10 protein-coding genes are annotated in these 12,821 nt (G+C 63.7%); 7 read left to right on the plus strand and 3 right to left on the minus strand.

Going from position 1 to position 12,821, the window contains the following annotated elements; all coding sequences use genetic code 11:
* Positions 1–175 precede the first annotated feature (175 nt).
* Positions 176–415, minus strand: coding sequence for an ANTAR domain-containing protein (locus VMD50_RS29895; protein WP_414686101.1), 240 nt, complete (start codon positions 413–415; stop codon positions 176–178).
* Between the two features lie 444 nt (positions 416–859).
* On the opposite strand from VMD50_RS29895, the gene VMD50_RS17565 reads away from it, so the two are divergent.
* The 4 genes from VMD50_RS17565 (at position 860) to VMD50_RS17580 (ending at position 8,839) form a co-directional block, all read left to right on the plus strand.
* Complete coding sequence (locus tag VMD50_RS17565) at positions 860–3,886, plus strand: ATP-binding protein (protein ID WP_325429071.1); 3,027 nt, start codon at positions 860–862, stop codon at positions 3,884–3,886.
* Positions 3,883–6,552, plus strand: a complete 2,670-nt coding sequence (locus VMD50_RS17570) for an ATP-binding protein (RefSeq protein WP_325429057.1) — start codon at positions 3,883–3,885, stop codon at positions 6,550–6,552. The genes VMD50_RS17565 and VMD50_RS17570 overlap by 4 nt, the downstream gene beginning before the upstream one ends.
* 350 nt (positions 6,553–6,902) lie before the next feature.
* Positions 6,903–8,177 (plus strand): cation:proton antiporter, encoded by a 1,275-nt coding sequence (locus VMD50_RS17575; protein WP_325429059.1) that lies wholly within the window; start codon positions 6,903–6,905, stop codon positions 8,175–8,177.
* A gap of 467 nt (positions 8,178–8,644) precedes the next feature.
* A complete protein-coding gene (locus tag VMD50_RS17580) occupies positions 8,645–8,839 on the plus strand; it encodes a hypothetical protein (RefSeq protein ID WP_325429061.1) in 195 nt (64 codons plus the stop codon).
* 266 nt (positions 8,840–9,105) lie between these two features.
* Here VMD50_RS17580 and VMD50_RS17585 read toward each other — a convergent pair whose 3' ends face one another.
* On the minus strand, positions 9,106–9,372 hold the full coding sequence (locus VMD50_RS17585; protein WP_325429063.1) for a hypothetical protein: 267 nt from the start codon (positions 9,370–9,372) through the stop codon (positions 9,106–9,108).
* A 276-nt stretch (positions 9,373–9,648) separates the two neighbouring features.
* Between VMD50_RS17585 and VMD50_RS17590 the strand changes: the two genes are divergently transcribed.
* Positions 9,649–9,783, plus strand: coding sequence for a hypothetical protein (locus VMD50_RS17590; RefSeq protein ID WP_325429065.1), 135 nt, complete (start codon positions 9,649–9,651; stop codon positions 9,781–9,783).
* 31 nt (positions 9,784–9,814) lie between these two features.
* On the opposite strand, the gene VMD50_RS17595 is transcribed toward VMD50_RS17590, so the two are convergent.
* Complete coding sequence (locus VMD50_RS17595) at positions 9,815–10,528, minus strand: YwaF family protein (RefSeq protein WP_475447742.1); 714 nt, start codon at positions 10,526–10,528, stop codon at positions 9,815–9,817.
* Positions 10,529–10,806: 278 nt separating this feature from the next.
* Here VMD50_RS17595 and VMD50_RS17600 point away from each other — a divergent pair, with 278 nt between their 5' ends.
* Both VMD50_RS17600 and VMD50_RS17605 read left to right on the plus strand, forming a co-directional pair.
* Positions 10,807–11,181 carry a SpoIIAA family protein gene (locus tag VMD50_RS17600; RefSeq protein WP_325429067.1) on the plus strand — a complete coding sequence of 125 codons (375 nt, stop codon included), beginning with the start codon at positions 10,807–10,809 and terminating at the stop codon, positions 11,179–11,181.
* Positions 11,182–11,364: 183 nt separating this feature from the next.
* Positions 11,365–12,821 (plus strand): AAA family ATPase (locus VMD50_RS17605; RefSeq protein WP_325429069.1); only part of this gene is annotated, 1,457 nt, incomplete at its 3' end.

Raw genomic sequence — 12,821 nt, forward strand, 5'->3', positions numbered from 1 at the left:
ACATGGCCTTGTCAGCGGGAACGCCCTGCGCGACGTGTTGCCGAACCACGATCCCGACCGCGGCCCAGAACGCGGCGAGCAACGCCCCCACGATCGCCACCGCATGCTGCGTCACCCACCCCATGACCCTGCCAGGTACCCAGTGTCTTCGGGGGGCAAAACGCTGCCAGCCGAGTTACGGCTCAGTGGTATCCCACCGTTCGGTCACCGTCAGGGCAACGGACCCAAGTGACCGGTTTTGCTGTTCGGAAACTTTGACTAGCAACTCATGGGCGTCTCTGGCGTCGAGGTCATATCGCCGCCTCAACACCATTTCGGCTCGGCCAATGATGTCGCCCATACCGAGGCCAGGACCTCTACGTGCGAGGGGGGCAGTTGGGGTGTGCATGGGAACGTGATGAACGGTGCCAGTCATGGCAACCTCCACGGAGGGGAAAGCATTCACTCGCAAGCCAGGCCACCAGCACTGAATAGCCGATAGGCTGCGCTGCCCTGGGCTTGTCGCTCAACCCAACGCCAACAAGTTAACTACCCGTTAAATTGGCCAGATAATCATTGCTCTTTCCTGGCACCACGGGGCCGAGTTGGCGGCTCGGTAGGCACAGCCGAGAATCCGCGCCTCCGAGCCTTGGGGTCCCCGTGGAAGTGTTCAACCAGCTATCTTTAGAGGACGCTTTAACGCGGGGGCCGGGATTGGCGGAGGGGTCGGGTGACGGCCATAGCAGCGTGCCGGACGTGTGGCACCGAACCGCTGGCGAACGCCCGGTTTTGCCATGGTTGTGGCTCACCAGTCCAAGACGCCGGTACCCAGGCGGAGTACAAGCAGGTCACGGTTCTGTTCGCCGACGTGGTCCACTCGATGGACCTCGCGGCTGCCGTCGGTGCGGAGCGGTTGCGGGAGATCATGACCGACCTGATCGACCGTGCTTCGGCAGTAGTGCAGCGGTACGGCGGCACCGTGGACAAGTTCACCGGCGACGGGATCATGGCGGTGTTCGGCGCACCGGTGGCCTTGGAGGACCACGCCACCCGCGCATGTCTGGCGGCCTTGGGGGTTCAGGAGGAGACGAAGCAGCTTGCCGTCGACGTCCGAGAGCACGACGGTGTCGAGCTGCAGTTGCGGGTAGGACTTAACTCCGGTCAGGTGATCGCCGGGGAAATCGGTTCGGGACCGTTCGGTTACACCGCCGTCGGTGAGCAAGTCGGTATGGCCCAGCGGATGGAATCGGTGGCCCCGCCAGGTGGGGTAATGCTGAACGAATCGACCGCTCGCCTGGTGCAGGATTCAGCGGTGCTGAGCGATCCGCAATTCGTGCACGTGAAGGGTGCCCGGGATCAGGTGGCCGCGCGGCTACTGGTTGGTGTGCACAGTAGGACCGCAATCGACCGTCGGCTGTCGACGTTCGTCGGCCGCTCGCGTGAAATGGCGACGTTGACTGGTCGCCTCGAGCGGGCGATCAGCGGCGAGGGTCAGGTAGTGGTGGTTGTCGGTTCGCCCGGTATCGGCAAGAGCCGAATCGCTTCCGAGATGGCGACCCTGGCCCGTGACCGTGGTGTTGATGTGATCAGCGCGCAGTGCCAATCCCACGCCATCGACGTCCCACTCGGTGTGGCGGCCCACCTCCTACAGGAGGCGTTCGGCGTCGGCGAGACCGAACCCGATGTCGCCCAGGCTAAGCTTCGGGCATTGTTCGCCGACAGCGACGGTGACGACGTTCTGCTGCTCGAGGACTTGCTCGGCATCGCAGACCCGGCCGATCCGATGCCCAACATCCCACCGGACGCCAGCCGAAGGCGCCTGGCCCGTTTGATCAACACCGCATTGCTTGAGCGAAGTGCACCTGCGCTGTACGTCGTCGAAGACGTCCATTGGATCGACGAAGCCAGCGATGCCCTACTCGCCGAATTGATTCTCGTGCTGGCGCAGAATCGGTCGATGGTCCTCGTCACCCACCGACCTGAGTACCAGGGCGCGCTTCTGCAGGCAACGAACACAACGACGATAGGTCTTGCGCCGCTGGCCGATGTCGATACGAAAGCGCTCGTCACCGAACTGCTGGGTCCGCAATGCTCAGCCGGTGCTCTGGTGCCGCAGATCTGTGACCATGCCCGTGGCAATCCGTTTTTCGCCGAAGAGATCGTGCGTGACCTCGCTGAACGCGGCGTCTTGACCGGCACCCGAGGTGCATACGCCTGCCCGGGCGGTTCGGCCGAGGTGAAGGTACCGGCAACCCTGGAAGCCGCGATTGCAGCGCGCATCGACCGTCTCGATGTCGCAGCCAAACAGACGCTGAACTCCGCGGCTGTGGTTGGCTCCCCGTTCGATGCCGACATGATCGCCACCATCGTCGACGGCGACACCGACCGTTATTTGGCCGCGTTGGTCGATGCCGAACTCATCGACCAGACTAAACGTGAACCGCGAGTCGAGTACGTTTTCCGGCACCCATTGCTCAGGACCGTCGCCTACGAGTCGCAGCTGAAATCTGTCCGCGTCAAACAACATCGGCGTATTGCCGCAGCAATTCAAGAATGCGATGCGGGGAGCCTTGACCAGAGCGCGGCGGTGATTGCGACCCATCTGGAGGCGGCTGACGATCTCCGTGCAGCATTCACGTGGCACATGCGGGCGGGCGCATGGTCGTCCACCCGCGACATCCGGGCGGCGCGCACCAATTGGCGACACGCCCGCGATGTCGCCGACAGGCTGCCCGCGGCGGACGCCGACCGGGCGCCGATGCAGACGACGGCCCGCACGATGCTGTGCGCCACGGCCTGGCGGGTCGGCATCTCCACTGCCGAAGCGGGCTTCGATGAGCTCGATCAGTTGTGCAGCGCGTCCAGAACCGAAAGGTTACAAGCGGTCGCTACGGCTCTGCTCGCGTCGGCCCGCCACCGCGACGGTGATCTCGCCGAGGCATGCCGACTCGCAAGGGAGGTCGTCGCGAAAGCCGAGTCCTTCGATGACGAAACGACGATCCGGCTCCTGGCCAACGTGACTGTGTACATCATCTACGTCGGGGATGCGCGCGAACTGCTACGAATCGCGCAACGAATCATCGACATAGCCGACGGTGACCCGGCCAAAGGACTTCTCCCACACAGCAGTATCGGGTCGCCGCTGGTGCTGGCAACCATGACCAGGGGTGTAGCTCGCGCTGGGTTGGGCATCGACGGATGGCAAGACGATTTGCGCCGCGCGGTATCCATGGCACGCGGATTCGACCTGACATCGCGCGCCTTGGTTACTTCCTTCGTGCACGCCGCAGCCGTGCCCCAGGGCTGGCTCCTGCCAGACGACTCGGCAGTCAGCGAATCGGAGGAGATACTAAGGCTGGCCGAGCAGTTCGGCGACGACTTCACACTCGCGGCCGCTCACGTTCTGCGCGGCACCATTCTGCTCCGGCGCCCGGGGTCCGCGGCATTGGCGGGCACGCGGATGTTGGCGCGGGCGCGAGAACTCGCCGAGCGCGTGGGTGTTCGGGGATGGAACCCGTTCATCGACATCGAAGCGGCGAAAGCCAAGGCCAGCGCCGGAGACCTCGACGAAGCCATAGCGCTGTTGCGCCGACTCGTCGACGAGTTCTTCGACACCGGCGACATGGCGTGGCGCGGTGTCGGAACGACCGTCCTGGTGGAGACGCTGCTCTCGCGTGGCGATGAGAACGACGCTTCCGAGGCCGAGATTGCCATCCAGCGACTCGCCCGAGTGCCGACGGAGCCGGGTGTCGTCGTCTACGAACTACCGCTGCTGCGGCTGCGCGCCCTGGTGGCTAAGGCCCATGGCGACGACACCGGCTATCGGGAGTTCAGAGATCGCTACCTCGACATGGCGAAAACGCTTGGCTTCGAAGGGCATATCGCGTGGGCCGAGGCGATGCCATGACAGCGGCTGCCCCGTCGGGGGTGGTGACGTTTCTGTTCACCGATGTCGAGGGTTCGACTCGTCGGTGGGAGAAGGACGCGGATGCGATGCGGGCGGCGCTGGCCGCCCATGACGAGGTGTTGCGCTCTGCGATTGAGGCGCACGGCGGCTTCATGTTCAAGCACACCGGTGACGGGGTGTGCGCCGCGTTCGCCTCGCCGAGTTGTGCCGTCGATGCGGCGGTGGCCGCGCAGCGGGCGCTGGAGTTGCCGGTGCGGATGGGGATCGCGACGGGCGAGGCCGAGTTGCGGGGGGCGGATTACTTCGGTGCCGTGCTCAACCGTGCGGCGCGGGTGATGGCCGCTGGACATGGTGGTCAGATCCTTGTGGCCGAGTCGACGGCGGGTCTGCTCAGCGGGGTGGATCTGGTGGATCTGGGGCCGCGACGGTTGCGGGATCTGCCGACCCCGGTCGGGGTATTCCAGGTCAGTGCGCCGGGCCTGCAGACGGACTTTCCTGCGTTGCGGGCACTGGATGTGAGTCCAGGGAATCTGCGGCCTCAGACCACGAGCTTCATTGGGCGTGAGTCGGAGGTCGCCGAGCTGCAAGCCGCGGTGAAGGCGCATCGGTTGATGACATTGACCGGTGTCGGCGGGGTCGGCAAGACCCGCCTGGCCGTGGAGGTCGCCGCGCGGCTCGCCGATGAATTCCTCGACGGGGTCTGGTTTTTCGACTTAGCCGCGGTCGTCGATCCGGCGGCGGTGCCCGACGCGCTGGCCGCCGTGCTGGGCATCACCCGACAGCCCGGCAAGAGCGTGGCTAACAGTGTCGCCGCCGCGTTGGAGGGCAGAGTCCGGCTGCTGGTGTTCGACAACTGCGAGCACGTTGTCGACAGTGTCGCCGATCTGGTCGAGGCGATCCTGGCCGCCTCGGCGACCGTGACGATTCTGGCGACCAGCCGCGAAGGGTTGGGGGTCAGCGACGAACAGTTATGGCGTGTCCCGTCGCTTGACGTCAACGCCGGAACCGAATCCGCGGCCGTGGACCTTTTCGTCGATCGCGCCCGAAGTGTCGTGTCGGACTTCTCGCTGGCCCAGCCCGGCGAGGCCGACGCTGTGGTGGAAATCTGCCGCCGTCTGGACGGCATCCCGTTAGCCATCGAGTTGGCGGCCTCACGGATCGCGTCGATGACCGCCGGCGACGTGCGTGATCGCCTCGATCAGCGATTCCGGCTGCTGGTCGGTTCCCGCCGCGGCCTGGCACGCCACCAAACACTCCGTCATGCGGTGGCCTGGTCTTACGACCTGCTCGATGACGCGGAGAAGGTGCTGCTGAATCGATGTTCGGTGTTCGCGGGCGGCTTCGACCTCCGAAGTGCTTGTGCGGTAGCCGGATCCGCTCAAGACGAATTCGAAGTGCTGAATCTGCTTGATGCCCTGGTGCGCAAGTCGCTGCTCGTGGCCGACCGCTCGTCTGGGCATGCCCGGTTTTCGATGCTGGAGACGATCCGCCAATTCGCCGAGGAACAACTCGTCGCCCGCGGTGAAGTATCCGAGATTCGGGCTGCCCACTCGCGCTACTTCGCCGGACGCGAAGCCGACATCCTGGCCCTGTGGGACAGCCCCCGTCAGCGGGAGGCCTACGACTGGTTCACTCTCGAGCTGGCCAACTTGCGCACCGCGTTTCGGTGGGCCGCCGACCACGGCGACCTCGACACCGCTACGGCCCTCGCTATATGTGCGACATTCCTCGGCACTTGGGTCGAACAGTACGAGCCCGTCGCGTGGACCGAGGACCTAATTGAACCTGCGCGCGAGGTCAACCATCGACGGCTTGCGCAGCTCTATGTTCTCGCCGCGCAATGCCACGCGGCCGGACGGGTGGACGACGCCGTCGGCTACCTCGAGGCCAGCCACCAGGTAACGAAGAGCCTAAGTTTCGCCGAGATTCCCCACGAGATAGAAATCTCGACCGGTGTTGCCTACAGCCATGGCGGTCAGTCTGAGCGGTGGGCTGAGGTGTGCCGCCGTGTGATAGCAGCCGGTGCAGGCCCACATCCGGTCGCCCGCGCATGCCTGGTTATGGCGTTGTATTTCTCGGGCGAGGGTGACGAGGCAAGGGTGGCCTCGGAGGGCCTGCTCGACGAGGCGGATGAAACCGACAATCCCGTTACCGCCTGCTTCGCGCTCTTAGCGCACGGCCTTGCCTACCACGACGCTGATCCGGTCGCCACGTCTGACTCCCTACGCCGAGCGTTGACGGTCGCTCGCGAGAGCGGCAACCGACAGATGGAGTCGGCGGCAGCGGTCACGCTGTGCATGTTTGCGGCCACCGACTGCGACCCCGTCGACTTTTTTCTGTACCTGACCTTAGCAATCCGCCACTACTACGACTCGGGTGCTGTGACCAACCTGCACAGTCCGTTGGCAATCCTCGTCGTTATTTTGGACCGCCTCGGACACCACAAACAGGCTGCAACCATCAGCGGGTTCGCCGCAACGACCTGGACGCGTGCAAGTTACCCCCAAATCAACACCGCGATTGCCCACCTGCGCGAAGTCCTCACCGACCACACTTTCGAATCGCTCTCCCGCACGGGCGAGACGATGACCACCGCTGCCATGGTGGCGTACGTCTACGACCAAATCGACCAGGCCCGAACAGAACTGAACGCTGTCTCGCAATAGACGACATATGAGAGTCTCGAAACTTCGTCTCAGTCGTCTCACAATCGGCACGGCGATATCACGGACATCGTTGACCAGCAGCGACACGATATTGGTGTAAACGACGCTGGTGGTGCGCTGAGCGCACGCCGGCATCGCCGCGTCAGGCCGAGGCGCTCGCAGCTTGCATTCCGGATCGGTTTGTGTCGACCACAAGATCGGCGTGCGGCTTTCGATTGCTCGCTGTTGAACCGCGCTCGGTGTGCTCGAGAAGATATTTGCGAAACACCATGCCTCGGGGCTGCGGAACCCGCATGCTCATGGTTTACGCCCCGAAGCCTGATCACTTCTCCGGAGGCTGCGTTCGAGTCATGGTCCTGACGGCTGTATTTGTGGTCCTCGTCTTCCTTTACAGCCTGGTCTCGCAGCGGCTGCAACCGACCCTCATCACTGCACCGATGCTGTTCACGGCAGCCGGCGCTGCGACGACCCTGCTGCCAGAAGCGGCACGCGAGCTGGTGCTCGATCGCAAGGTATTGCTCCTGATCGCGGAGCTGGGCTTGGTGATGTTGCTTTTTACTGACGCGAGCCGGATCAACCGATCGCTGCTGAAGGCCGGCCGCAGCCTGCCCATCCGCTTACTCAGCACGGGCATGCCGCTGACCATCTTGTTAGGCGCCCTATGCGCGATTGTCGTGCTGAGCGGACTGTCGTGGGGGGAAGCGGGCGTCCTGGCAGCCATCCTCGCCCCAACCGATGCCGGCCTCGGCCAGGTGATCGTGAGCAGCGAACGAGTGCCACTAACGATTCGCCAGTCTCTCAATGTTGAGGCCGGCCTCAACGACGGCCTGGCTGTTCCGCTCCTGATGTTGTTTGTCGTGCTTGCCGTTGCTGAGGAGAACAGCGGGCCTGCGGGTGCAGTGCTCGCCCGTTTCCTTGGCGAACAGGTTGGCTACGGCACCCTGATCGGAATTGGGATCGGCAGCGCAGGCGGATGGCTTCTCGGCCTTGCCCACCGCACGCACTGGATGGCTCCTCCACTCGGTCAACTCGGCGTGGTGGCGCTGCCGCTGCTCTGCGTCATCGTGGCCGAAGAGACCGGGGCCAGCATGTTCATCGCCGCGTTCGTCGCCGGATTTGCAGTCCAATTCGGCTTCAACGCTGCGGGCCGGCAGAGTGTCGAGTTCACTGAGAACTGGGGGCAACTGTTCAACTATTTCGTGTTCTTCTTCTTCGGCACCGTCGTGGCCGGCGGTTGGGGGCATTTCACACCGGCCGTGCTGCTCTATGCCGTGCTGAGTCTGACAGTCGTGCGCATGGCACCTGTTGCGCTGGCGTTGGTGGGAACTCGTTTGAGCCGGGCGACCGTGCTGTTCATGGGCTGGTTCGGCCCCAGGGGTCTCGCGTCCATCGTGCTCGGGCTGGTGTACCTGGTGCACGAGGCGGGGTTGGCAGGTACCTCAACAATCCGACTTGCGGTGATGGCGACGGTGCTGCTGAGCATCTTCGCGCATGGCCTGACCGCGCGGCCCGGAATAAACCTGTATGCACGGCGGATCGCGGCCCTCGACGAGACGTCCCCCGAGCACCAAGCGCTTGGGGATGGATCACCCGAGCCGCCGCAGACGCCGCACGGCGGCACATGAGCGCGGGGGTCAACTGCAATCCATCCGCCGCGCAAACGGCAGGTAACCCGGCCGCTTGAGCTCGCGCGGACGGTCTCAGGAGATACGAGCCTCTCAAATCTCTGTGCCGGAATCACCGTGAAGGCCGACGGCCCGTCGTGGAGCGTCCAATCGCCTATCCTGTGAGAACCGGGGGCCCGGGATGGGCGGGGGTCGGGTGACGGCCATAGCAGCGTGCCGGACGTGTGGCATTGAGCCTTTGGAGCATGCCCGGTTTTGTCACGGCTGTGGCTCACCCGTAGAAGATGCCGGTATCCGCGCGGAGTACAGGCAGGTCACGTTTTGTTCGCCGACGTGGTTATTCGTCTAGGGATTACAAGCTAACTGAAAGATTTGTCAGTTAGCAGACCGCTGACCAGGAGCTGGCTCAGACTGGGTAGCTGATAGCGGAGTGACCACGGCACAGGGCCGGGCACGGAGAGGCGACGATGCTCAGGTGGGAGACGGTCAAGCTGGTCGCGTACCTGGACGGGGGCGAGTACGTGATCGAGCAGGACGAAGACGACTGGGCGGTGAAGATCATCACCCCGGACGGGGGCGTGGACTACGAGGTGTGCGGCACCATCGAGGAGGCCAAGGAGTACTGCGAGAACACGGCGGCAGCGATCCAGGCGGAGGAGTGAACGCGGCTGCCCTGATCGCAAGGGCAGGCACGGTGGAGACGACCTCGGCTACATCCAAATCCCTGCCGCTGAACGCGACCGGATCATCTGGGAGCTACGCCGCCGGGCTGGACCGACAAGCGGATCGCCAAGCAGATCGGGATGTCGATCGCTGGTCCGTTCCTCGCTGATCCGGTACAGCAGGGCAAGCCGGACCGAGCACCGCGATAACGGTAAATGGCTCATGTCGGGAGCGCTGGTCTCCGCCGAGAGCTGCCCGTGCTGAGTCAGTGCGGATGCGGAACCGGAGTGCTCGAGGCCACCCTCAAATCAATCGTGAAGTAACTGATGTGCGGTTGCTCGCTAGCCACAATCTCGCGCAACTTGGCGAACGCTTTGTCTAGCGCCTCCATCGGGTCCACATCGCGGGGCACGACCGAGATGCCGACGTCGAACCAGTGGCCCCCGTAGCGGGTTAGCCCGTGCGCGAAGCCCGGTAAGTCGGTGTGCTCCCTGGGATCCCACGAGACCACTTCTAATGCATGCTCACTCAAGACACTGTTTCCTTTCGATCGCATTCGGTCTGTGGAACTACTCGCTAGGAGGTTACTTGGTTGCCAAGCAGCAGCCACTAGAGGTACTCCGCGAAATCGTCGCCTCGCGGCATCGGTGAGATGGCTACCTGACCACAATTATCCGCCGCTACCACGACTCCGGCAGCGTCTCATTCCTCCAGTACCCGATGCCAATACTCGCCGCGTTGTTCGACCGAGTCGGATGCCACGAACGGGCCGCAACGATCTGTGAATTCGCCGGAACTGTCATGGCGCGTGGGGCCTATCCCCCAAATCGATGCCACAATCGCCCACCTCCGTGATGTCCTCGGCGACCAAACCCACGAATCGCTCGCCCAGAAGGGCGAAACCATGACCACCGCTGAGATGGTGACCTACGCCTACGACTAAATCGAAATAGACCCATCGCCTGCCGACCTGGCTAACAACTCGTCGACCCCCGGGATTCCTCTGAACGGACCCACGGCCATGTCATTAGGGCCCACACGATGAGTATGAGTGTGGTTCCAGTCAGTAGGTACACGGGCCAGGGGCCCATGATGTCCAGCAGGCTTGGGGTGCGGGGTTTTGCGTTGAGGAAGCCGTAGTCGGTGCCCGTGATGCGGTTGAAGGTGAAGGTGGCTGCTGCCCAAATCACGGTGACCAGGACGGTGATGCGGTAGCTGCGCCATCGGGGCCGCATCTTGCGGCCCCACGTGAGGTAGATGGCTGCCCAGACGACGAGCAGGTGAATCGCCCAAAAGCCGAGGAAGTGGTAGTCGGGGAAATCGGGACCGGTCAGAACCGGTGAGATCAACGCCTGCGTGCTCAAAATGAGGCCCCAGTAGTAGGTGAGGGCGAAGGCCCAGTGTCGCTGCGACCACAATGCGTAGGCCGCAGCGGCGGTCGCGAGATCGGTTAGGTTCAGCGGTACCGATCTGCCGATGGTGGGCGGGATCAGTGAATACACAAGCACTACACCGAAAATGGCGGCCGTGAGAGCCCCAAGGATGCGGCCCAAACGCCGGGCTTGCGGTGGGGTCTGCCTGTGTCCGATCCAGACCAGGACCGCACTACCGATCGCGAACACAGCAATGACGGCCCAGTGTGATGGGCCGTACATCGTGAACTCTCGCTGGGCAGAAGACAGTTCCATCACCACCACATCGTCATCCAAAATTGTCCCCCCACCCGGCGGTCACCCAGACGACGTCGACATCACCCCTGCGGGCGTTTGACACGTAACACCGTCAGGGGTGCGCTGAGGCTTTGGCAGCGACAAGTTGACCTTGAGTGGGCGAGCCGTGTCGTCGTTGCCCTGCGCGCAAAAGACGTCTCATTTCTGCCGATGGGTGACTTTGGACCTCTGGAGTCAACGGGCCTGAGGAGGAGAGGCTGATTGGGTGGACCGCGACCGGATGCGAGAAGGAATTCATGATTGAAGTGCTCAAGGGCTTTCCCGACAACGTCCTTGCCTTCGCCTACCACGGGAAGGTGAGTAAGGCCGACTACGAGCAGGTATTGATTCCGGAGTTCGACGATCGGCTGCATCGGCACAAGAAGGTGCGCATCTATTTCGAGATCCCCGCCGATTTGGAGGGCTTTGACATCGGTGCGGTCTGGGAGGACCAGAAAGTCGGGTTCGAGCACTTCTTCGATTGGGAACGCTGTGCGGTGGTCACCGATGTTGGCTGGGCCAAGCACATCGGGAAGTTCAGTGAGCTCTTCGGGTTCTTGTTGCCGGGCCAGTACCGGACGTTCTCCCAATCCGACGCCGCCCAAGGCCGCCAATGGATCGCCGAAGACTAAGCACCCTCACCCATCGTTAGTTGAGGGATCGGCGGGGTAATAGACGGGCCGTCTCGAAAGAGACGACATATGAGAGTCTCAAAACTTCGTATCGGTATCACCCACTGTGAAGCCGACGGCCCCGCGCGGAGGGCCCAATCGCCTATCCTGTGAGAACCGGGGGCCGGGATTCGCGGAGGTCGGGTGACGACCATAGCGGCGTGCCGCACGTGTGGCACCGAGCCGCGTGAGGGTGCGCGATTCTGTGACGGCTGTGGTGCACCCGTTGCGGAGCGCGACGCCCGTGCGGAGTACAAGCAGGTCACGGTGTTGTTCGCCGACGTGGTCCACTCGATGGACATCGCGGCAGCGGTCGGGGCGGAGCGGCTCCGGGAGATCATGGCTGACCTCGCCGACCGCTGTGCCGCCGTTGTACAGCGCTACGGCGGCACGGTGGACAAATTCACCGGTGACGGGATCATGGCCGTGTTCGGGGCGCCGGTGGCATTGGAGGACCACGCGATCCGGGCTTGTCTGGCGGCCTTGGGTGTTCAGGAGCAGGCCATGCGGCTTGCCTTCGAAGTCGAACAGCGCGACGGTGTGGATCTGCAGTTGCGTGTTGGTCTCAATTCCGGTCAGGTGATCGCCGGTGAGATCGGTTCGGGGTCTTTCGGTTATACCGCTGTCGGTCAGCAGGTCGGTTTGGCGCAGCGGATGGAATCGGCGGCTCCGGCTGGTGGCGTGATGGTCAGCGAGTCGACAGCGCGACTTGTTGATGGCGCTGCGCATCTCGGTGAATCTGAGTTGATTCGGATCAAGGGTGTCGACGCGCCCGTGGCGGCCTATCGGCTGTTGGGCATGGGCGAAGAGCATCGCGCTGTCGGGCGTGCTGAGTCGAGTCTGGTCGGTCGGCAATGGGAGATATCCGCCATCGAGAGCTTGTTGGACCGTGCCATCGACGGGCACGGCGCGGTGGTGGGCGTGGTGGGCTCACCCGGAATCGGCAAGAGTCGTCTAGTGCGTGAAGTCTCTGCCATCGCAGCGACCCGGGGTGTGGAGGTGTTCACCGGCTTCTGCGAATCGCACACCAGCCAGGTCCCCTTCCATGCGGTGGCGCGGCTCCTGCGTGCGCTCACCGGCGTCAGGGGTCTTGACCCGCAGGCCGCCCGAGTGCGGATACGGGCTCAGTTTTCCGACGCGGAGCCCGAGGACTTGCTGCTTTTCCATGACCTGCTGGGCGTCGCCGATCCCGAAGTGGAGCTGCCCAAGATCGATCCGGATGCCCGTCGGCGTCGGTTGACCGCACTGGTGAACGCCGCCTCGCTGGCCCGCGAAACCCCGAGGGTCTACATCATTGAGGACGCCCACTGGATCGATGAGGTCAGCGAGTCGATGCTGGCCGACTTCGTCAGGGTGATCCCGCAGACGCCCTCGCTGGTGCTGATCAGCTACCGCCCCGAATATCGGGGTGCATTGGGCAAGGTGCCCGGTGCTTCGAGCATCGCTCTTGCGCCGCTGAGCGATTCGGAGACCGCAGCACTGGTCACCGAGCTGCTGGGACCGGACTCCTCGGTCGGGGGGTTGGCCAGCATGATCGTCGAAAGGGCCGCCGGTAACCCGTTTTTCGCCGAGGAGATGGTGCGTGACCTCGCCGAGCGTGG

It is taken from the genome of Mycobacterium sp. (assembly GCF_035506235.1).
Classification (GTDB): domain Bacteria; phylum Actinomycetota; class Actinomycetes; order Mycobacteriales; family Mycobacteriaceae; genus Mycobacterium.

Coding starts and splice junctions, on each gene's coding strand:
- VMD50_RS29895 (WP_414686101.1), bottom strand. CDS start 415: ATGACTGGCACCGTTCATCACGTTCCCATGCACACCCCAACTGCCCCC.
- VMD50_RS17565 (WP_325429071.1), top strand. CDS start 860: ATGGACCTCGCGGCTGCCGTCGGTGCGGAGCGGTTGCGGGAGATCATG.
- VMD50_RS17570 (WP_325429057.1), top strand. CDS start 3,883: ATGACAGCGGCTGCCCCGTCGGGGGTGGTGACGTTTCTGTTCACCGAT.
- VMD50_RS17575 (WP_325429059.1), top strand. CDS start 6,903: ATGGTCCTGACGGCTGTATTTGTGGTCCTCGTCTTCCTTTACAGCCTG.
- VMD50_RS17580 (WP_325429061.1), top strand. CDS start 8,645: ATGCTCAGGTGGGAGACGGTCAAGCTGGTCGCGTACCTGGACGGGGGC.
- VMD50_RS17595 (WP_475447742.1), bottom strand. CDS start 10,528: ATGGAACTGTCTTCTGCCCAGCGAGAGTTCACGATGTACGGCCCATCA.
- VMD50_RS17600 (WP_325429067.1), top strand. CDS start 10,807: ATGATTGAAGTGCTCAAGGGCTTTCCCGACAACGTCCTTGCCTTCGCC.